Source organism: Amycolatopsis echigonensis, from assembly GCF_002846615.1.
GTDB lineage: Bacteria > Actinomycetota > Actinomycetes > Mycobacteriales > Pseudonocardiaceae > Amycolatopsis > Amycolatopsis echigonensis.
Window position 1 is genome coordinate 61,982 of record NZ_PJMY01000001.1, and the last position, 19,459, is coordinate 81,440.

Genomic DNA, 19,459 nt, shown 5'->3' on the forward strand with positions numbered 1-19,459 from the left:
TACCTTGGACACGTTGTCGAAGGCAATCTATGGTGGACACCATGTCCAGTCAAGTGCCGGGCCGCGCCGGTTGCGCGGGCTCGCGGCGTTAGGATCCGGTCGATGAAGGCCCCGAAATTGGCGAGCAGCGGCGACGGCCGGGACACCCGGTGGGACGAGCACCGCAGCGCGCGCCATGAACGGCTCCTCGCCGCGGCGCTCGACCTCATCGACCGGGAAGGCGGCGACGTCGGCGTCGCGGCCATCGCCGCCGAGGCGGAGATCCCGCGCTCAGTGGTCTACCGGCTGTTCCGCGACCGCGACGACCTCGACGAGCAGATCCGCGGCCGCATCATCGACGACCTGATGGAATCGATCTCCCCGGCGCTCGCGCCGAGCGGCACCATCCGGGAAGCGGTGCGCGCGGCGATCGAGACCTATGTGGACTGGGTGACCCGGCATCCGCACCTGCACCTGTTCCTCAGCCTGGGCTCGGCGACCCGCCGGTCGGTCGGCTCGCGCGCGGTGACCGGGACGAAGACCGCCATCGCCCTCAACGTCAGCGCGCTCATCTCGGAGACTCTGCTGTCCCGCGGCGAGGGCGACGGGCAACCCCAAGGGACGGCGGACAACCTGGCGTTCGGGCTCGTCGGCCTGGTCGACAGCGTCGTCAACCGCTGGGTCGCGCACCCGGAGTCCCGGAGCACCGCCGAAGCGCTCGGCGAATTCCTCACGAACGCGGCGTGCGCCCTGATCGAAACCACAGCCCGGGCGGCCGGGACGGGCATCGGGCTGGACGACGCGCTCCGGTGAGGGGCGGAGGGAATTCCGGCGCGGCCAGTGGGCCCAAGGCGCACGCAGAAAGAGCACCGCGATCCGCCCAGGCATCGTCGAAACACCCATGACGGACAAATTTTCCGGCGGCACGCCAGAAGGCCGTGCCCTGGTCGTCGACGGCATCGCTTGACCGGCCCGAGCCGATGCTGACCGTCTCCCCCGTGGCGAACCGGAGGCCCGGCTCCGGCGGGGAAAACCCCTCCGGACCGCGAACCGTCCACACTAGACGATCTTGGGCGAAGATCGTTGCGGCGCAACCCATCCCTCATTCGGCGCGATCATGTAACGACCGCGCCTCCGGCGAACGACTCCCTCATGGTCCGCCTCCGACGTGGGACCGCGCGGACCGTCTCCCCCGTCCCACGGAGAGGTGTCACGATGACTGCGTCTCGTTCCTCCCGTCGCGCGTTCGTGCTGGGATCCAGCATGCTCGCCGTCCTCGCCGGAGCCGGCCTGGCGTCGGCCGGGCCGCTCGCGGCCTCGCCGCCGGTCCAGTCGCCGGACAAACCGCTCGCCGGCGCGTGTTCGGCGCTCGTCGCGCAGCAGACCGCGGCCGGCAGCGTCAACTACCCCGGTTCCGAAGTGGAACCGCAGATAGCGGCGGACCCGACGGATCCGGACCACCTGGTCGGCTCGTTCCAGCAGGACCGCTGGAACGACGGCGGCTCGAACGGCCTGACGAACGTCGTCTCGCACGACGGCGGCGCGACCTGGTCGCTCGCCGCGACGCAACCGGCGTTCTCGCGCTGCGCCGGCGCCGCGCCGGGCTCGCCCGGCTACTTCATGCGCTCCACCGACCCCTGGGTCAGTTTCTCCGCCGACGGCAAGGTCGTCTACTCGATCGCCGACTCGTTCGACACCGGCGGCCCCGCATTCGGCGGCGCCAGCTCGATCATGATCAGCCGCTCCCTCGACGGCGGAACCACCTGGCAGCAACCCGTCACCGCCCGGCTGGACCGGTCGGACACCGTCCTCAACGACAAGGAGTCGGTGACCGCCGACCCGCTCAAGTCCGCCAGCGCGTACGCGGTCTGGGACCAGCTCGTCTCCCCGCAGTCGCACGCCAATCCCGACGCGTTCCTGCACAGCATCGCCTACCGCGGACCGTCGTACTTCTCTTCGACCGCCGACCAGGGCGCGACGTGGAGCCCCGGGCGGATCATCTACGACCCCGGGCAGAACGACCAGACCATCGGCAACCAGATCGTCGTGCCCACCACCGGCCCGGCGAAAGGCGTGCTGATCGACGGTTTCAACCTGATCACCAACAAGGGCGGCAAGTGCCTGTACACGCACGGCGGACAGCACTGCGCGGGCAACTCCACCTCCACCGCCGCCCTCGTCCGCTCCACTGACGGCGGCACGACCTGGTCCGACGCCATCGGAATCGACGTCCAGCAGGTCGCACCGGTGTCGATCGCCGGGCACCCGGTCCGCTCGAGCGACGACCTGCCCGAGTTCGCCGCGAACCCGGTCACCGGCGCGATCTACGCCGTGTGGCAGGACGGCCGGTTCGCCAACGGCACGTCGAAGATCGCCTTCGCGCAGTCCACGGACGGCGGCCTCACCTGGAGCACCACCATCCGCGCCGACCAGTCGCCCGGCAGCACCCCGGCGTTCGTGCCGCAGATCCAGGTGTCGGCCGACGGCACCGTCGGACTGACCTACTACGACCTGCAGAACGCGACCGCAGCCCAGCCCGGCCTGGCCGACGCCTATGTCGTGCACTGCCACGCGACCACGACCGACTGCACCAACCCGGCGTCGTGGACCGCGGGCGGCCAGACCAGGCTGTCCTCCACCGGATCGTTCGACTACACCACCGCCCCGGACGCGGGCGGCTACTTCCTGGGCGACTACACCGGACTCGCCCGCCGAGGCACGTCGTTCACGCCGTTCTACGGAATGTCCCAGCCGATCGCGACCGCGGGCCGCTCGGACATTTTCAGCAACTCGGTGCATTAACCACACCCGTCGCGGCAGCCCCTGTCCCGACGCCAGCGAAATGGAGGTCTTTCCGCGCAGTGCGGGCAGGCTCGCCTCGAACGAGGCGGCCTGCCCGCACTGCGGAACAATCCGCAGAAGGGAGCGTCAACCGGCACGACCTGCTGCCGGAATGCGTGCGTCAAGAACGAAGGGACCGCAGGCCGGTGCGGATTTCGCGGACCAGGATTTCAGGCTGTTCCCAGGCCGCGAAATGCCCGCCCTTCTCGGCCTCGCCGTAGTGGATCAGATTGCGGTAGGTGTCTTCTATCCAGCTTCGCGGCAAGCGCGGGATGTCCCGCGGGAAGACAGTCACCGCGACCGGAAGAGTCAGCTTCGGGCCAGCGAAGGTGGCCGATCGGTTCTCCCAGTAAATGCGGGCGGACGACGCCGCGGTGTTGGTGAACCAGTAAAGGGAGATCGCGTCGAGCATGTCGTCGACGCCGAGGGCCTCCTCGGCGAGCCCGTCGTTGTCGGTCTTGGACTGGAACTTCTCGTAAATCCAGGCGGCCTGGCCAGCGGGAGAGTCCGCCAGCGCGAATCCGGCGGTCTCCGGTTTCGTGCCCTGCAGGTGGTTCGACCCGCCGAGCTCGCCGGTGTAGCGGGCGAGGGTCTCGACCGCGTGGCGCTGTTCGGGCGACAAGCTGTCGGGAATCTGTGCGGGAAAAGCGTATTGGGTGTTCAGGTGAATTCCGAGAAGCCCTTCCGGCTGCATGGCCCCGAGAGCAGTGGTGACGACCGCGCCCCAATCCCCGCCTTGCGCGGCCCACCTCGGGTAGCCGAGACGCTTCATCAGCTCCGCCCACGCGCTGGCGATGCGCGACACCGTCCACCCGGTTTCCGCGGGCTTTTGGGAGAACCCGAATCCGGGGAGCGACGGGATGACGACGTCGAAGGAATCGGCGGCGTCCCCGCCGAACGAAACCGGGTCGATCAGCGGTCCGATCAGTTTCAGGAACTCGGCGATCGAGCCCGGCCATCCGTGCGTGAGCAGCAGCGGCAGCGCACCGGGATTCCGGGACCTGACGTGGACGAAATGGATGTCCAGTCCGTCGATCTCGGTCAGGAACTGCGGGTAGCGATTGAGTTCGGCCTCGAAACGCCGCCAATCGTAGCCGTGCTCCCAGTAGCCGACGAGCGCTCTGGCGTTCTCCACGCGAACGCCTTGCGACCAGTCGTCCACCGTTTCCGGATCCGGCCATCGAGTTCTGGCCAGCCGCTGCTTCAGCTCGTCGATCTCCTCATCCGGGATCGAGACGGCAAACGGGCGGACGAGAGCCGGCGACGTCGGTGCGGTCATGGGCTTCTTCTCCTGAACGTCGAAGCACAGCGCAACTCTTCATTGCACACTGGTGTGCAACCTACGCCATTGCACACCAGTGTGCAATGATGGCGGAGTGCCTGCCGAGTCCTCCCGCGCGCGCTCGACGAACGAGACCCGCGAGCGCATCCTCGACGTCGCCCTCGACCTGCTGGGAGAGAATCCCGACGCCGGCATGGGCGACATCGCCTCCGCCGCCGGCGTCGTCCGCCGCACCGTCTACGGCCACTTCCCCTCGCGCCTCGACCTGATCCGGACACTCACCGAACGGGCCGTCGCCGAGATGACAGCGGTGCTCGCCGAAGCCGACGCCTCCGCCGCGAAAGCGGACGCGACATGGGTCGAATTCGTCAGCCGCGTCTGGCCGGTGGCGCACCGGTACCGCGTGCTGCTGGCTTTGCGCCGCGGCGAGTACGGCGAGGCGATCCACGGCCTGCTCGGGCCACTCGACGAACTGCTCGCCGACCTCGTGAAGCGGGGCCAGGACAGCAAGGTGTTCGCACGGCACTTGCCCGCGGACATTCTGAGCCAGCTCGCCTACGGCATCGTGTTCTCCATCGCGGACAGCGACCGGTCGAACGAGTCCCTCGGTGCCCGAGCGGCGACGATCACGAGCCTGCTGCTGCTGGGAGTCCCCGAGAAGCGCGCCGTCGCTCTTGCGGACGAACAACCCTGACCCGCAGCAGACCCTCGACGAGGTGGTCATCCGGCTGGTGGCCCTCGGCAACCCGGTGGCGGCACACGCCGCAGTGGACCGGCTACGAGAGCTGCTCCTGCGGGCGGTCTTCCCTTGACAGGTCTCGTTCTCGGCCAGTTCAAGCGTTTCGCGGAAGCTCGGGCTTCTCTCCTGCTTCGCCGCATACTCGCCCCCAAAGAATCCCTTGTGGACAATGCCGGATCCCTGGCACGAAAAGCGAACCGAAGTCTCCGCCGACGCCACCCGGCGCCGGCGGCGGTCAGCCGACCGCCTCCATGAACTTCTCCAGCTCGCGCTCGATCTGCGCACCGCACGGCTGGAACCCGAGTTCGGTGACGCCCTGCTCGGCGTAAGCCGCGACCCTTTCGCGGATCTCCGCCGGACTCCCGGTAAGCGTCACGTCTTTGAGCATCGCGTGACCGCCCGCGTTCCAGGCAGCCTCGTCGGCCTCGTTGAGACGCATCAGGTGACCGTCGTGCACGGCGAAATGACGCTCCGGCTCAGGAGTCTTCTCGATCCGTGCCGCCCAGGCTTCGCCTCCCGGCATGGTGCGGACCGCGTCAAGGCCGCCCATGAACTCCATGCCGACGTGATAGGCGATGGACCACGCCGGTCCGGCAGTCTCCTTGACCCGGTCGGCGTCGACCGGCTCGTCGCCCTCCAGCACGGTGCCCCCGATGAACAGGGAGCCCCACGTGAAGTCCTTCATGCCGGCCGGAACCTGGCCGAAGGACATGATGCCGTCGACATCGAGGTCCTTGGTGACCTGCTCGCCCCTCGGGCCGAGGGCCGAGATCAGGATCGGAACGTCGGCCGCGGCCCGGTCGAGGCGGTCCGGCGAGGTGAGCATCTTGATCGGCGCGCCGTCCCAGGTCACCGTCTCGCCGCGGATCAGGCCGCGGTATGCGCGCACGTAGGCGGCGACCGCCGACCACGGGAGGCCCTTCTGCCCCATGGCGCTGCGGCCGGTGAAGCCGGTGCCGAACGCCACGGCGACGCGCCCGGGCGCACGGGACGCGAGCGTCGCCGTAGCCGCCGCGGCGGACATGGGGTGCCGCAAGCTGGGGACGAGAACACCGGGTCCGAGCCCGATCGTGCCGGTCAGCTCGGCGGCGCGCCCGAGGGTCATCCAGACGTCGGGACTCTGCTGGGGCGTGTCGAAGAGCCAGGCCCGCTCGTAGCCGAGCCGTTCGGCGACCGCGATGTGCTCCGGCGAGAGGAGGGTCGGGGCGAGGACGCAGGAGATGCGCATGGTGTTCCTTCGGCGAGTTCGGTGACGTCGTTGTCGAACCGGCAGGCGCCGGGCCGCAGGGAAATAGGCATACCAGCATTGCATACGTCAAGGCAATCGGCGAGTCTGTGCGTGACACACCTGCTTTCCACTTAATGACCGCCGAATCTGAACTTGTGCGACGTAGCTAAGCTAGCTACGGTTCAGTCTCTCGATGAGGGTGGCCCTCGTCGACGACAAGGAGACGGAACAATGACGTTTCGACGAAGGCACCGGCTCGCCATCGCCGGATCGGTCGCGGTGCTGGCCGCGCTCGCGCCCGCCGCGGCGACCGCGGCCGAACCCAGCCCGATCGCCGCCGCGCAAGCAGCGGTCGCAGCGCTCCCGGCGCCCTACTCGAACTGGAACGTGACCCTGGGCGCCAGCACGAGCGAACCGGGTGCGCTCACGCTGTCCTACGACAGCCCGGCGCTGGGCGAACGCACCGAGAATTCCGTCTACCTGCCCGATTCCTATTCGCCCACCGGCGGTGCGGCACCAGTGATGTACTACCTGCACGGCACCGTGGTTCCCTCTCTCGACAACCCCAGCCTGGCGCCGGTGACCAGCTACGAATCGCTGCTGAACATGGTCGGCTCGGGCGGCGGCTTCACCCAGACGAAGCTCGAGGACTTCCCGTCGCAGGCCGGCCGCGCGAACTTCATCGTGGTGGCCCCGGACACCGATCCGAGCCGCAGCTGGTGCCACACCTGCATGTGGACGGACGGCAAGCCCGGCGCTCTTCAGGCGCCACCGCTCACCGCGAGCACCGTCCCGGCCGAGACGGTGGTCATGAAGGAGATCATCCCGCTCACCGAAGCGATCTTCAACGCCCGCACCGACCGCGGCGGGCGCGGCGTCATCGGCTTCTCCATGGGTGGGGGCGCCGCCGAGGTCCTGGGTTTCCGCCACCCCGACGAGTTTTCCTACGTCGGCGCCATCAGCGGACCGTTCGACGTCGTCGACGACCCGTACTGGAACCCATGGGTGGAGGCCAACGGCTACTTCCGCGACCAAGGCTACGGAACATCGCTGACGGACAATGTCGAGTGGCGCAACGTCAATCCCAAGGACCTCGCGGGAAACTGGGCCGGCACAGGCGGTCATCTGATGCTGAGTGCGGGCGACGCGTGCGCTCCTCCCACCGACGCCGAGGGCGCGGCCGACTGCACCCGCTACCCGGCCCTCACCAACCCGGCAGCGACCCTCACCGAAACGCAAATGCGCCGCTCCGCCGACGAATCCGTCCCGCAACTCGCCGCGGCCGGCGTCCAGGCCGAGCAGTTCCGCGCATCCGGCATCCACGGCGCGAACAACCACCGCGTCTACGCCGATGTCATCGTCCCGCAAGCGAACGCCCTGTTCGCCAGCACAGTGCCCACGCCGGAAAAGGTCAACTACAAGAACGCCTACCAGACCTTTTCCGCTTGGGGCTACACCGTTTCCCGGTCGAGCACCACGCCGGCGTTCGTCACCCTCACCGACGCACGACTCGACGCCGGCTCGTTCACCGTGAGCGCGGAAAGCCCAGCGCAGGTGACGACCCCCGCCGCGTTCACGCCGGGCCGCACCTACCGCGTCGGCATCGCCAAACCCGGCAGCAGTCCGGAAAACAGCGACATCGTCGCCGACGGCGCCGGACGGCTCACGCTGCAACTCGACCCGTCGGACGGAGCCGTCACGGTCACCGTCGACACCACCGCATGACTTTGTCCCCGCTACCGGAAGGATCAGTCTCGTGATCGGGTTCGGACGGGTCCCCGTTACGCCGACCGCGTTCCTGCAGAGGGCCGCCACGGTCCACGGCGACCGGACGGCGGTCATGGAGGCGGGCAAAAGCCTTACCTACGCGGACATGTTCGATCGATGCCGCCGATTCGCCGGCGCGCTCGTGGGCCTGGGCGTCAAGCCCGGGGACCGGGTTTCGGTGCTGGCTCCCAACAGCGGCGCCATGCTCGAAGCACACTTCGGAGTCCCCTGGGCCGGAGCGATCCTGAACACGATCAACACGCGGCTCAGCCCGCAGGAGATCGCCTACATCGTCGATCACGCGGGCTCGAAGGTCCTTCTTGTCGACGCCGAGCTGGCGACGCTGGCCAAGGAAGCACTCGCCTGTGCCGCCGGACGTCCCCAGCTGATCCTCTGCGGCGGTCCGGCCGGGGAATCGTTCGAAGATCTCCTCGAGAACGCACCGCCGGTCCAGCTGCCCGTCGAGGACGAGTATTCGGTGCTGTCGATCAACTACACCAGCGGGACCACGGGCCGGCCCAAAGGCGTCAAGTACTCCCACCGGGGCGCGTTCCTGCAGGCGCTCGCGATGATGAACCACGTACGGCTCGACGCCTCGTCGCGCTACCTGTGGACGGTGCCGATGTTTCACTGCAACGGATGGTGTTTCCCCTGGGCGGTCACCGCGGCGGGCGGACAGCACATCCTCGTTCGCAGACCCGATCCCGCCACCGTGTGGAACGCGATCGCCGAGCACGGCGTGACCCATCTCAGCGGCGCGCCGACCGTCCTGATGCGGCTCGCCGCCGAACCGCCGAGCGTCGCGCCGGCGCTGCCGATCTCGGTGACAACCGGCGGGGCCCCTCCTTCGCCGACGTTGCTGGCCCGCCTCGGCGCGCTCAACTTCGACGTCATGCAGGTGTACGGGTTGACCGAGACCTACGGGCCGGCCGCGATCTGCGACTGGCGTCCGGAATGGAACTCGCTGGACGCCGAAGCCAAAGCCGTTCTCAAGGCACGTCAGGGTGTCGGCAACGTGGTGAGCGAGCCGATCAGGGTGTGGGCGGACGGGCGCGAGGTTCCGCACGACGGCAAGACCGTCGGCGAAATCCAGTTGCGCGGCAACAACGTGATGCTGGGCTACTACAAGGACGACGAAGCGACCTTGGCCGCCACGTGCGACGGGTGGTTCCGCAGCGGCGACCTGGGCGTGATCCATCCTGACGGTTACCTCGAACTCCGCGACCGGTCGAAGGACGTGATCATCTCCGGCGGCGAGAACATCACATCCGTCGAGGTGGAGCAAGCGATCGACGCCCATCCGGCAGTACTGGAAAGCGCCGTCGTCGGCCAGCCCGACGACGAGTGGGGCGAGATCGTCACCGCGTTCGTGACCCTCGCGCCCGGACAGTCGGTCACCGAGGCGGAGCTCATCGAACATGTCCGCGCACGGATCGCCCGGTTCAAGGCGCCGCGCCGCGTCTACTTCCGCGAACTTCCGAAAACCGCGACGGGCAAGATCCAGAAGTTCCGGTTGCGCAACCTCGACTGATCACCCTGCTGTCTCGCCGCACCGATTCCCGGGAAAGCGATCTGCGCGTATTCGCGAGACCGGCACTGTCCGCCTGGCTGTTCGAGACAGCCGTCCCTTCGCCTGCGGGAGCATGATCATGGAGCACAGGACACTGATCGTCGCCGCCAACGGGCGGGTCGCGAGCCGCGTCGCGGCGAGGCTTGCTGCCGCGGGCGACCCGCCCGATGTGCTCGTGCGCGACGCGGCCAAGGCCCAGCGCGTCCTGGTCGACGAGCACGGCCGCCCCGCCTACCGCGACTTGTTCGTCGGCGAACTCGCCAACGACGAGACGATGCGCCGTGCCATGTCCCGGGCCGCCGTCGGGTTCCTTGCAGTCGGAAGCAGCCCGGCCCAAGCGGATCTCGAGCGACAGGTCATCGACGCGGCCCGGCAGGCTTCACTCGGCCACCTCGTCAAACTGTCGGCCGCGTTGGCAGCCCACGACGCGGTCTCGTCCGTCCTTCGCGTCCACGCCGAGATCGAGGACTACCTTGCGGAAAGCCAGATCCCGCACACCCTCATCAGTCCGACGTCGTTCATGGACCTGGTGCTCGTCGGCGCGGCGTTCATCCGCGAAAAAGGCCGCTGGACTGGCACGGCACCCGACGGCGTCAACGCGCTGATCGACTCCGAAGACGTCGTCGACGCGGTGGTCCAAGTGCTCCGCGACCCCGCCCAACGAGGCGGAACCCACCTCCTCACCGGACCCGACGCCCTCAGCTGGCCCGACGTCGCCCGCGCGATCTCCGCCGTCACCGGCCGCACGATCGTCTACGACGCGGTATCGACCCGGGAACGACGGCACCAGCTGGAAAACGCCGGCCTTCCGGCGTGGCGGATCGATCTCCTGCTCGGCATCGACGAACTGAACCGGCACTCGGTCTACCGCACTCCGAACGACTCGGTCCGCCAGCTCACCGGTCATCCGCCTCGCGGCATCGAAGACTTCCTTCGCCGTCATTTCGCCGTCCTCGCACCGCCGGAGGTCCCGCCTTCCCGCTGACGGCCGTCTCGGGAATTACGCAGTGCGAAGGGGCGCGAGCCCGGCATCGCTTGCGAGTCTCACCACGTCGTCGAGATCTGGTTCCCTGCGGCCGCTACGGCGACCCGGGCCGGGGCTCCTTGGGCAGACCGAGCAGCAGCTCCCCGACGATGCCGCGCTGCACCTGCGATGAGCCCGCGTAGATGGTGCCGGCTCGGGCGTTCAGGTAGACGCTCGACCAGGACGCGGACGAGTTGGGCGCGCCGGGATCGTCGGTGTGGTACCAGTTCGGCGAGCGGCGTCCGGACGGAGCCAGCGCGTCGAGGCCGAGCACGTCGAGCGCGAGTTCGGTGACCGCCTGGTGGTACTCGCTCCACAGCAGCTTGAACACCGCCGCCCGCGGACCCGGCTCCTCGCCGTCGATCAGCTGCCGGGCCGTGCGCAGGCCGTGGCAGCGCAGCTGTTCCACCTGGACGTGGCACCAGGCCGCGCGCTGCCGGATGTCGGGGTCGCTGTCCAGCCCGCGGTCGCGGATCAGGCCGAGAAGCCGGTCCAGCTCGTTCCGGAACCGGATCGGCGCGTGCAGGGCGGTCTCGCCGCGTTCGAAACCGAGCAGCGTCATGGCCACCCGCCAGCCCTGGTCCACCTCGCCGACCACCAGCTCCCGGTCGGTCACCGCGCCGTCGAAGAACACCTCGTTGAAGTCGGTGTCGCCGGTGATGTTGCGGATCGGGCGGATCTCGACGCCGGGCTGGCCGAGCGGCACGAGAAGCATGCTGATGCCCCGGTGCGGCGGCGCGGCGCGGTTGGTCCGGGCGAGGACGAACATCCAGTTCGCCAGGTGCGCTCCGGAGGACCACAGCTTCTGCCCGGTGAGCACCCAGCGGTCGCCGTCGAGTTCGGCGCGCAGAGCCAGTGCGGCCAGGTCGGACCCGGCGCCCGGTTCGGAGAATCCCTGCGCGAAAACGTATTCGCCGGAAGCGATCCGGGGCAGGAAGCGGCTGAGCAGGGCGGGCGGGGACCAGCGCAGCATGGTGTTGCCCAGCATGCTGACGCCGAAGCTGTCGTTGTCGGAACCGAACGGGATCCCGGCCGCGGACAGCTCGTCCACCAGCACGACCAGTTCCGCGGCGGTCAGCCCGGCGCCGCCGTACTCCACCGGCCAGAGCGGCGCGACCCAGCCGCGTTCGGCCAGCCCGGCGCGGACCTCGGACCGGAAGCGGGCCCGGGCCGCCGCGTCCATGCCGCCGATCCCCTGCCAGTCCGCGGGGACCATCGCCTCGGCGAACTCCCGGACGCGGGCGCGGAACGCCGCGCCGCCGGGTTCGGTCCGCGGCATCGCCATCACGCCTCCCGATCGCCACAACATCGTGTCTACCTTCACAGTTGCGTAATGAGACTCATTAGTCAATGCTGAACGGCGACCGGTTCGAGGAGGAGCCCATGTCGATGCCGCTGAGCGCCGAACAGCACGAGCTCGTCGCGGTCGCCCGGAAGCTGCTTGCCGGGCCGGCCGGTTCGCTGCCGCCGGCCTGGGAGGCCCGGGACGCGGGGGCCGACCGGGCTCTCTGGCGGTCGCTGGGCGAGCTCGGCCTGCTCGGGTTAGGCGTGGCCGAGGACCGCGGCGGGTCCGGCGGGGGCATGCGCGAGCTGTGTCTGGTGGCCGAACAGGTGGGCATCGCGGTCGCCCGCATCCCGTTCTCGGGTGCCGCCGCGGTCCTCGCGTTCGACCACGAGCACGCCGACGCGGTCGCCCGCGGTTCGGTTCTGGCCATACCGGCGTGGGAGACGTTCCCGGTGGTTCCCGGTCGCCGCGCCGCCGCACTGGAACTGACCGGATCCACAGTGGACGGTGAGCTGCGCTCAGTCGGCTTCGGGATGGACGCCGACCTGGTGCTGGCCTTCGCCGGCGATACTCCGGTGCTCGTCGACCTCGCCGGTCCTGGCGTCGCAAGGTCGCCGCGAGAAGCGTTCGACGTGACCGAGCCGGTTGCCAGCATCCGGCTCACCCGCGCAGCGGCGACGGTGCTCGCACCCGTCGAGTACGCGCCGCGGACGCTCACCGTCGTCGCCGCGGAGCTGGTCGGCACCGGGCAGCGAGCCCTCGACGGGGCCGTCGAGTACGCCAAGCAGCGCCACCAGTTCGGCCGTGCCATCGGCTCGTTCCAAGCGATTAAGCACCTGCTCGCCGATCGCCACGTGCAACTCGACGGCACCCGGCTGCTCGTGGAACGCGCCGCCGCAGCGATCGACGAGGGGCGACCCGACGCAGAGCTCGCCGCGCGCACCGCACTCGCGGCGGCCACCGAGGCCGCCCAGCGCGCGGCCGGCGACGCGCTCCAGGTGCACGGCGGAATCGGCTTCACCTGGGAACACCCGTCGCACGTCTTCCTCAAACGCACCCGGGCACGCCGGTCGCTGTTCGGCTCGCCGGCCCGGCAACTCGACTCGCTCGGCGCTCGCCTGTTCGCCGCGCCGACAGGAGGCTGAGCCCATGAAACGGACGTCGTTCGCGAACTGGCCCTGTTCGATCGCGCGCACCATGGATCTGCTGGGCGACTGGTGGACGCCGCTGGTGCTGCGCGAGGCCATGTACGGGATCTCCCGGTTCGACGAGTTCCAGGAGCAGCTGGGCATCGCCCGCAACACCCTCGCCGACCGGTTGCGAAGACTGGTCGACGAAGGGCTGCTGGACAAGCGGCTCTACCACAGCGAGCCGCGCCGTTACGAGTACGTGCTGACCGAGAAGGGCAAGGATTTCTTCGGTGTGCTCGCCGCCCTCTCGGGATGGGGCGACCGGTGGCTGGCCGGCGAGGAAGGCGCGCCGGTCACGTTCCATCACGACTCGTGCGGCCACGACACCCACGCCGAGGTCGTCTGCGCCCGCTGCGGACAGCCCCTCCGGCCCGAGGAGACCTCGATGCGGATGGGACCGGGCTACCCGGAGCGGCTGAAGAGCCGCCCCGACGTGCAGCGCCGGTTCGGGGTCGCGTGAGCCGCATTTTTCTTATCAGCCAATCCCTTTGAGGACGAGGAGGCCTGACGGCTATGGAGTGGACGGGCGCACGGTACGCGGACAAACCCTCGGTCGAGGTGCGGACTTGGATCGACGCGCCGCCCGAACGGGTGTGGCCGTTGATCTCGGACGTGGACCGCATGCCGGACATGAGCGACGAACTGCAGGCGGTCGAATGGCTCGACGGGGCGGAGGGGCCCTCGGTGGGGGCGCGGTTCGTCGGGCACAGCAGGCACGAGGCTCTCGGGGAATGGTCGACCACGTCCCATGTCGTGGAGTACGAGCCCGGCCGGGTGTTCGCCTGGGCGGTCGAAGACCCGGCGAACCCCTCGGCAGTCTGGCGCTTCCGCATCGAACCTCGCGACGGCGGAACCGAGCTGTCGCAATGGATGCAGATGGGGCCCGCGCGTTCCGGGCTGTCCTTCGCCATCGACCGGATGCCGGAGAAGGAACAGAAGATCGTGTTCGTGCGGATGCGGGAGTTCGAACGCAACATGACCGCGACGCTCGGATGCATCAAGAAGCTGGCGGAGGAGGCGTGATGCGCACCGCGACGACGGTCGAGGCGTCCGGCGCCGGCAGTTTCGGCGAGGTGACGGACTTCGTGGTCGAGGCGGAGAAGCTCGGCCTCGACATCTGCTGGGTGGCTGAGGCGTGGGGCTCGGACGGGCCGTCCGCGCTGGGGTATTACGCGGCGCGCACCGAACGGATGCTGCTGGGCTCGGGGATCATGCAGGTCGGCACCCGGAGTCCGGTCGCCCTCGCGCAGACCGCGATCACGTTGTCGAATCTGTCCGGCGGACGGTTCTTGCTGGGGCTGGGAGCTTCGGGCCCGCAAGTGATCGAGGGGCTGCACGGCGTGCCGTTCGCGCGGCCGCTGGCGCGGATGCGGGAGACGGTGGAGATCGTGCGCCGCACGTTCGAGGGCGGCAAAATCTCGTACTCCGGTTCGGAATTCCGGATTCCGCTGCCCGGCGGGGACGCGGTGCCGATGCGGTTGTCGATGCGCGCCGAGCACGAGATCCCGATCTACCTGGCGACGCTGTCGCCGTCGATGCTCCGGCTGACCGGGGAGGTCGCCGACGGCTGGCTCGGCACCAGTTTCGTGCCCGAAGGCGCGGCGGAGGCGTACTTCTCGCATCTGGACGAGGGTCTCGCCCGCAGTGCGCGCACGCGGTCCGACCTGGATGTCTGCCAGGGAGCCGAAGTCGCCTTCGCCCCGGACGAGGACGCGTTGCGCGCGATGGTGGCCGGCCGGAAGAAGGAGCTGGCCTTCAGCCTCGGCGGGATGGGCTCGGCCTCCACCAACTTCTACAACAAGGCCTACAGCCGGCAAGGCTGGGCCGAGGCCGCCGCCGAGGTCCGCGAACGCTGGCAGGCCGGCGACCGCGACGGCGCCGCGGCCTCGGTCACGGACGAGATGGTCCTGGGCACCACGTTGATCGGCACGGAACCCATGGTGCGCGAACGGCTTCGGGTGTGGCGGGACGCCGGCGTGGACACGGTGCGCCTCTACCCCGCCGGCGACACCCTCGACGCCCGCCTCGCGACGCTGGCCAAAGCCATCGACCTCGTTCGCGAGATCGGGAGCAGGTGAGCGCGAGGGACCTGAAGTCCGTGAAGGGCCCCATGGGGGAATCTAAGGCCCTCAAGGGGCCCTTCACGGACAGGTCCGGCCGGCTCAGCCTCCGCCGAGTGCGGTCTGGGCGAGCGGGGAGGCGAACTGTCCGGCGAGTGCGGCGATCCGGCCGAGTACGGGACCGGACTGGCTGGGGTCGGTGGTGTCGCCGAGACCCGGGACAGGCTGGACGATCTGGGCGTACTCATCCGCCAGCGGGGCGACCGCGACCAGGAACGCTTGGTCCGCCAGCCGGGCCGCGAGGGGCGGCGTGCCGGAAAGCACCGGGGCCGGTTGGGGACGCGCGCCCGGTTCGGTGTCGCGCGCCCCGTTGCCCGCGCCGACGTACGTGTCGCTGAACTGGATCATCCGCTGGTGGGCCAGCGGCGCAGTGGTGGCGAGTTCGACGTCGTGGCCCGTGCCGGGGACGGCATAGGCCTCGACCGTGTTTCCGGCGGAATAGAAGGCCCGCTCATGCGCCTGCAGGGTGGCCGAGCTGGTGCAGTCGGCGGCGTCCAGCCCGCAGAAGATCGGGTCGTCCGTGCCGGTCACCGCGAGAACCGGGACGTGGATGTTCGCGATGGCGTTGGCGAACGGGTACTCGGCGAAGGTGGCGAGTTCGGTGAGGGTGTCGGTGTCCTTGAGGGTGTCCTCGTCATAGGCATCCAGGGCCGGCTCGGTGTTTTCGGGGTTCGTGAACACCGCGCGCGTTCCGGGAATGGTGGTGAAGTAGAGCGGATCGAGGCCCGAATCCGCGAACCGGGGGTCGCTGGTTGCCGGATGGACGTGCCCGGCGACCCGGGCGGTCGCGTTGACGTAGTTGAGCATGCTCGAGAAACCCGTGGTGATGATCGCGTCGACGTCGCCGAACGCGCCCGCCTCGCCCTGGGCGAGGATCGAACCGAGGCTGTGCCCCACGGTGACGACCTTCGGGTATGCGGTGCCGAACGCTCCGCCGCGTGCCGCGCGCACGACCTCGTGCAGGGTGGCGACGTCGGCTTCGAAGGTGTCGAAAAGCGAGAGCGGATGCAGCGATTGCCCGGCGCCGAGCCGGTCGATCGCGAGGGTGGCGTAGCCGGCCCGGTTCGCGGCGCGGGCGTAGGAGTAGGTGTCGGGCTCGACCGCGACGTCGAAGTAGGCCCGGTTGTAGGTCAGCCCTGGAACCAGGATCTGCAGGGACGTGGCGCCAGGCGGGGCGCACAACGTTCCGGCGATGGCGCCGCTTTGGCCGCCGACAGCGACCGGGACGGTGACGTTGCCGCACGTGGTCACTGCGTCGGCGTCCGCGTCGGCCACGCCGCCGGTCAGCATCAGGACGCATCCGGCGACGGCCGCCGCGATGGTCGGCAAAGATCGGGATCGCATGGGCAGTTGCCTCCGCGTCGTTGGGGAAGCACCTCGATGAAGTGCAGAGTTGCAGCCGCCTTCAGGACCGGGGTTTCAGTGCCCGGACATGCCGCCGTCCACGGCGAGCGTCGTGCCGGTGATGTAGGACGCGGCGGGGCTCGCGAGGAACACGACGGCGGCGTCGAGTTCCTCCTGCCGGCCGAGCCGGCCGAGAGGGCTGTGCTGGCCGATGAACGGCAGCAGTACTTCATCGGGCACTTCCGCGGTCATCTCGCTGGCGAAGTAGCCGGGCGCGATGGCGTTCACGCGGATACCCCGCCGGCCGGACCATTGCTGGGCCAGGTCCCGGGTCAGGCCGAGGACGCCTGCCTTGCTGGCGGCGTAAGCGGCCTGCGGCGCATAGGATTTGATCAGGGCGAGAACGCTGCTGATGTTGACGATGCTCGATCCTGGTTCCATCAGCCGGCCGCACGCCTGCGCGGCCCAATAGGCGCCATTGAGGTTGACGTCGACGACCCGGCGAAATTCGGAAGGCGATTCCCGTACGGCGGGGACGGCGGTGCCGACTCCGGCATTGTTGACCAGAATGTCGAGGCGGCCCCATTCGGCGACCGTTTCGCGGGCCATCGCCTCGCAGCTGTCCGGGTCTGTCACGTCCGCGTTCACCACCAGGGCGCGCCGGCCGAGGTCGTGCACCTGCTTCGCCACGTCCGCGAGCTTGTCGGTGCGGCGGGCGGCGAGCACGACGTCCGCGCCCGCTTGGGCGAGCGCCTTGGCGAATCCGGCGCCCAGCCCCGAACTCGCCCCGGTCACCACGGCGACTTTTCCGTCGAGCCGGAACAGATCCATCACGTTAGTCACCGTGCCTCCTGCTCAGAGCTTCGCCGTCGCGCGCAAACCGGCGGCCACCAGCGGTGCCACCGCGTCGCCCGCCGAGTCGAAACCGGAGCCGCGGGTCACGCCTTGCCGGAACCGCGCGTGGATGCCTTCGGCGATGACGGCGATCTTGAAATAGCCGAGTCCCAGGTAGAAGCCGAGCCGGCTCAGGTCGCGCCCGCTGGCGTCGGCGTAGTGCTGGGCCAGCTCGCCGGCCGCGGGCAGCCGGTCGCTCGTGGACGCGGCCGAACCGGCGAGCACGGGCGCGAACGCGGGGTCGGAGTACGCGAGGTGAAGCCCGAGATCGGCCAGCGGGTCGCCCAGCGTGGCCAGTTCCCAGTCCACGATCGCCCGCACGGTCCCGGGGCCGTCCGGGTCCAGGATGGCGTTGTCGATCCGGTAGTCCCCGTGCACGATCGAAGCGGCGCTCTCCGCCGGACACGCCGCGGACAGCTTCGCGTGCAGGGTGTCGAGGTCGGCCAGCGGCCTGGTCCGGACTCTCGTCCACTGGTCGAGCCAGCGGCTGATCTGCCGGCCGAGATAGCCCTGCGGACGGCTGAATCCGCTCAGGCCGACGGCTGCGGGCTCGACGGCGTGCAGCCGGGCAAGCACATCGACGAGGCCGTAGGCACAGCGTTCGATGCCGCCGCCGGGCAGAGCATGGAGTTGGGCGGTCGTCCTGATCACGGCGCCCTCGACATAGTCCACGACGGAGAATGGGACGCCCAGGACGGTGTCGTCGCCGAACTCGACAGCGTGCGCCACCGGTACGCCGCTCCCGCCGAGGGCGGCGATCACCCGGTACTCGCGGGCCATGTCGTGGGCGGACGGAGTAAGCCCGCCCAGCGGCGGACGCCGCAGGACCCACCTGTGGTCCCCGTCGGTCAGCAGGTAGGTGAGATTGGATCGTCCGCCTTCGAGCAGTTCGGCGGACAGCCGCCCGGAGAACCCCGGCACCCGCTCGGTGAAGAACCGCTCGAGCGCCGGCAGGTCCAGGCCGTCCAAAGCGGGTCGCGCCGAGCTGGTCACGAGCCGGCCGTTTTCTCGTGGTGGCGAAGGACTCGCCGGGCGATCGCCCACCGATGGGTCTCCGAGGGACCGTCGTAGATCCGGAACGGGCGGACCTCCCGAAGGAACCTGCCCAGCGGCAGATCGCCGGAGACGCCGAGCGAACCGCAGATCTGGAGCGCCCGGTCGACCACGCGCCAGATCGCTTCCGCGCAGAAGGTTTTGGCGATCGCGGTCGCCTGCCCGGCGCGGCCGCCCTGGTCGAGTTCCCAGGAGGCCTGCCGGATGAGGGCTCGCGAGGCGGCGATGTCGATTTCGTTGTCGGCGATCATCTGCTGGGTCATGCCCAGGTCGCCCAGCCGCGCGCCGAACAGCCGCCGGTCGGACGCGCGGGCCACCGCGATGTCCTGCGCCCGCTGGGCGATGCCGAGCCAGCGCATGCAGTGCGTCATCCGCGCGGGTCCCAGCCTGATCTGGGCGTAGCGGAAGCCCTCGTCCACCTCGCCGAGCACTGCTTCGTCAGGAACGACGCAGTCGTCGAAAAGGAGCTCGATATGGCCGCCGTAAAGGCTTTCGTCGAGAGTCTCGATGTGCCGGACCGTCCGCATGCCGGGGTTGTCCTGGTCGACCAGGAACATGGTGGCGCCGCCGCGGTCGCCCGGCTCTCCCGAGGTCCTGGCCATGCAGATCGCGAATCCGGCGCCGTCGGCTCCGGTGATGAACCACTTGCGGCCGTTGATGCGCCAGCCGCCGTCGACGCGGTCGGCGCGCGTGGCCAGCGCGTCGGGATCCGAGCCCGCGCCCGGCGCGGGCTCGGTCATCGCGAAGCAGGACCGGATGGCGCCCGAGGCGAGGGGACGCAGGTAGCGTTCCTTCTGCTGCTCAGTGGCGATGGCTTCGAGCAGGTGCATATTGCCTTCGTCGGGCGCCGCGATATTGAGCGCGAGCGGTCCCAGCAACGAATATCCGGCCGCTTCGAACACGACCGAGCGGCCGCGCATGTCGAGTCCGTGCCCGCCGTATTCCCGCGCCACGTGCGGGGCGAAGACGCCGGCTTGTTTCGCGGCGTCCTGCAGGTGCGTTCGGACGTCCTCCGAGCGCACGACGCCGCGGTGCTCTTCCTCGAGAGGGAGCACGATGTCGCGGACGAATTCCGCCGTCCGCTCGGCGAGCCGAGCCGCGACCGGATCCGGGCTGAGATCAATGGGCATGGGCGTTTTCCGT

Annotated in this window: 18 protein-coding genes; 11 read left to right on the forward strand and 7 right to left on the reverse strand. The window is 69.5% G+C overall.

Translation table 11 applies throughout. The features are described 5' to 3' along the window. Positions 1-102 precede the first annotated feature (102 nt). Both ATK30_RS00255 and ATK30_RS00260 read left to right on the forward strand, forming a co-directional pair. Positions 103-792, forward strand: a complete 690-nt coding sequence (locus tag ATK30_RS00255) for a TetR/AcrR family transcriptional regulator (RefSeq protein ID WP_158242408.1) — start codon at positions 103-105, stop codon at positions 790-792. A gap of 402 nt (positions 793-1,194) precedes the next feature. Beyond that, positions 1,195-2,781 (forward strand): sialidase family protein, encoded by a 1,587-nt coding sequence (locus tag ATK30_RS00260; protein WP_101433713.1) that lies wholly within the window; start codon positions 1,195-1,197, stop codon positions 2,779-2,781. Positions 2,782-2,941: 160 nt separating this feature from the next. Here the strand turns inward: ATK30_RS00260 and ATK30_RS00265 are convergent, their stop codons facing one another. Then, positions 2,942-4,099 carry an epoxide hydrolase family protein gene (locus ATK30_RS00265; RefSeq protein ID WP_101433714.1) on the reverse strand — a complete coding sequence of 386 codons (1,158 nt, stop codon included), beginning with the start codon at positions 4,097-4,099 and terminating at the stop codon, positions 2,942-2,944. A 97-nt stretch (positions 4,100-4,196) separates the two neighbouring features. Between ATK30_RS00265 and ATK30_RS00270 the strand changes: the two genes are divergently transcribed. Continuing rightward, positions 4,197-4,796 carry a TetR/AcrR family transcriptional regulator gene (locus ATK30_RS00270; RefSeq protein WP_101433715.1) on the forward strand — a complete coding sequence of 200 codons (600 nt, stop codon included), beginning with the start codon at positions 4,197-4,199 and terminating at the stop codon, positions 4,794-4,796. Continuing rightward, complete coding sequence (locus ATK30_RS44920) at positions 4,777-4,914, forward strand: hypothetical protein (protein WP_158242409.1); 138 nt, start codon at positions 4,777-4,779, stop codon at positions 4,912-4,914. The genes ATK30_RS00270 and ATK30_RS44920 overlap by 20 nt, the downstream gene beginning before the upstream one ends. A gap of 162 nt (positions 4,915-5,076) precedes the next feature. On the opposite strand, the gene ATK30_RS00275 is transcribed toward ATK30_RS44920, so the two are convergent. Continuing rightward, positions 5,077-6,069 carry an LLM class flavin-dependent oxidoreductase gene (locus tag ATK30_RS00275; protein WP_101433716.1) on the reverse strand — a complete coding sequence of 331 codons (993 nt, stop codon included), beginning with the start codon at positions 6,067-6,069 and terminating at the stop codon, positions 5,077-5,079. A gap of 231 nt (positions 6,070-6,300) precedes the next feature. Between ATK30_RS00275 and ATK30_RS00280 the strand changes: the two genes are divergently transcribed. The 3 genes from ATK30_RS00280 to ATK30_RS00290 all read left to right on the forward strand — a co-directional run bounded on the left by ATK30_RS00280 (position 6,301) and on the right by ATK30_RS00290 (position 10,391). Then, positions 6,301-7,794, forward strand: a complete 1,494-nt coding sequence (locus ATK30_RS00280) for an alpha/beta hydrolase (protein WP_101433717.1) — start codon at positions 6,301-6,303, stop codon at positions 7,792-7,794. Between the two features lie 31 nt (positions 7,795-7,825). Beyond that, positions 7,826-9,367 carry an acyl--CoA ligase family protein gene (locus tag ATK30_RS00285; RefSeq protein ID WP_244194443.1) on the forward strand — a complete coding sequence of 514 codons (1,542 nt, stop codon included), beginning with the start codon at positions 7,826-7,828 and terminating at the stop codon, positions 9,365-9,367. A 118-nt stretch (positions 9,368-9,485) separates the two neighbouring features. Beyond that, positions 9,486-10,391 carry an NmrA family NAD(P)-binding protein gene (locus ATK30_RS00290; RefSeq protein ID WP_158242410.1) on the forward strand — a complete coding sequence of 302 codons (906 nt, stop codon included), beginning with the start codon at positions 9,486-9,488 and terminating at the stop codon, positions 10,389-10,391. Between the two features lie 94 nt (positions 10,392-10,485). On the opposite strand, the gene ATK30_RS00295 is transcribed toward ATK30_RS00290, so the two are convergent. Then, complete coding sequence (locus ATK30_RS00295; protein ID WP_244194444.1) at positions 10,486-11,715, reverse strand: acyl-CoA dehydrogenase family protein; 1,230 nt, start codon at positions 11,713-11,715, stop codon at positions 10,486-10,488. Positions 11,716-11,813: 98 nt separating this feature from the next. On the opposite strand from ATK30_RS00295, the gene ATK30_RS00300 reads away from it, so the two are divergent. From ATK30_RS00300 to ATK30_RS00315, 4 genes are read left to right on the forward strand one after another with little or no spacing between them, the layout of a single operon-like run. Continuing rightward, positions 11,814-12,860: an acyl-CoA dehydrogenase family protein gene (locus ATK30_RS00300; RefSeq protein WP_158242411.1), complete on the forward strand. Its 1,047-nt coding sequence runs from the start codon at positions 11,814-11,816 to the stop codon at positions 12,858-12,860. A gap of 4 nt (positions 12,861-12,864) precedes the next feature. Further along, entirely contained in the window at positions 12,865-13,365 is a 501-nt protein-coding gene (locus tag ATK30_RS00305) for a winged helix-turn-helix transcriptional regulator (protein ID WP_101433720.1), read from the forward strand. 53 nt (positions 13,366-13,418) lie between these two features. Then, positions 13,419-13,928 (forward strand): SRPBCC family protein, encoded by a 510-nt coding sequence (locus tag ATK30_RS00310; RefSeq protein ID WP_101433721.1) that lies wholly within the window; start codon positions 13,419-13,421, stop codon positions 13,926-13,928. Further along, positions 13,928-14,983: an LLM class flavin-dependent oxidoreductase gene (locus ATK30_RS00315; protein WP_101433722.1), complete on the forward strand. Its 1,056-nt coding sequence runs from the start codon at positions 13,928-13,930 to the stop codon at positions 14,981-14,983. Before ATK30_RS00310 ends, ATK30_RS00315 begins: the two co-directional genes overlap by 1 nt. 84 nt (positions 14,984-15,067) lie before the next feature. On the opposite strand, the gene ATK30_RS00320 is transcribed toward ATK30_RS00315, so the two are convergent. From ATK30_RS00320 to ATK30_RS00335, 4 genes are all read right to left on the reverse strand, one after another. Continuing rightward, positions 15,068-16,369, reverse strand: coding sequence for an alpha/beta hydrolase (locus ATK30_RS00320; protein ID WP_101433723.1), 1,302 nt, complete (start codon positions 16,367-16,369; stop codon positions 15,068-15,070). Positions 16,370-16,444: 75 nt separating this feature from the next. After that, complete coding sequence (locus tag ATK30_RS00325) at positions 16,445-17,212, reverse strand: SDR family NAD(P)-dependent oxidoreductase (protein WP_101433724.1); 768 nt, start codon at positions 17,210-17,212, stop codon at positions 16,445-16,447. A gap of 12 nt (positions 17,213-17,224) precedes the next feature. Further along, positions 17,225-18,256: a phosphotransferase family protein gene (locus ATK30_RS00330; RefSeq protein ID WP_244194445.1), complete on the reverse strand. Its 1,032-nt coding sequence runs from the start codon at positions 18,254-18,256 to the stop codon at positions 17,225-17,227. Further along, entirely contained in the window at positions 18,253-19,446 is a 1,194-nt protein-coding gene (locus ATK30_RS00335) for an acyl-CoA dehydrogenase family protein (protein ID WP_101433725.1), read from the reverse strand. Before ATK30_RS00335 ends, ATK30_RS00330 begins: the two co-directional genes overlap by 4 nt. Positions 19,447-19,459 lie beyond the last annotated feature (13 nt).

Bases quoted from the DNA above. Each gene is read 5' to 3' on its own strand.
- ATK30_RS00335 (WP_101433725.1), bottom strand. From the start codon at position 19,446: ATGCCCATTGATCTCAGCCCGGATCCGGTCGCGGCTCGGCTCGCCGAG.
- ATK30_RS00295 (WP_244194444.1), bottom strand. From the start codon at position 11,715: ATGGCGATGCCGCGGACCGAACCCGGCGGCGCGGCGTTCCGCGCCCGC.
- ATK30_RS00260 (WP_101433713.1), top strand. From the start codon at position 1,195: ATGACTGCGTCTCGTTCCTCCCGTCGCGCGTTCGTGCTGGGATCCAGC.
- ATK30_RS00305 (WP_101433720.1), top strand. From the start codon at position 12,865: ATGAAACGGACGTCGTTCGCGAACTGGCCCTGTTCGATCGCGCGCACC.
- ATK30_RS00310 (WP_101433721.1), top strand. From the start codon at position 13,419: ATGGAGTGGACGGGCGCACGGTACGCGGACAAACCCTCGGTCGAGGTG.
- ATK30_RS00320 (WP_101433723.1), bottom strand. From the start codon at position 16,369: ATGCGATCCCGATCTTTGCCGACCATCGCGGCGGCCGTCGCCGGATGC.
- ATK30_RS00265 (WP_101433714.1), bottom strand. From the start codon at position 4,099: ATGACCGCACCGACGTCGCCGGCTCTCGTCCGCCCGTTTGCCGTCTCG.
- ATK30_RS00275 (WP_101433716.1), bottom strand. From the start codon at position 6,069: ATGCGCATCTCCTGCGTCCTCGCCCCGACCCTCCTCTCGCCGGAGCAC.
- ATK30_RS00290 (WP_158242410.1), top strand. From the start codon at position 9,486: ATGGAGCACAGGACACTGATCGTCGCCGCCAACGGGCGGGTCGCGAGC.
- ATK30_RS00300 (WP_158242411.1), top strand. From the start codon at position 11,814: ATGTCGATGCCGCTGAGCGCCGAACAGCACGAGCTCGTCGCGGTCGCC.
- ATK30_RS00255 (WP_158242408.1), top strand. From the start codon at position 103: ATGAAGGCCCCGAAATTGGCGAGCAGCGGCGACGGCCGGGACACCCGG.
- ATK30_RS00315 (WP_101433722.1), top strand. From the start codon at position 13,928: ATGCGCACCGCGACGACGGTCGAGGCGTCCGGCGCCGGCAGTTTCGGC.
- ATK30_RS00280 (WP_101433717.1), top strand. From the start codon at position 6,301: ATGACGTTTCGACGAAGGCACCGGCTCGCCATCGCCGGATCGGTCGCG.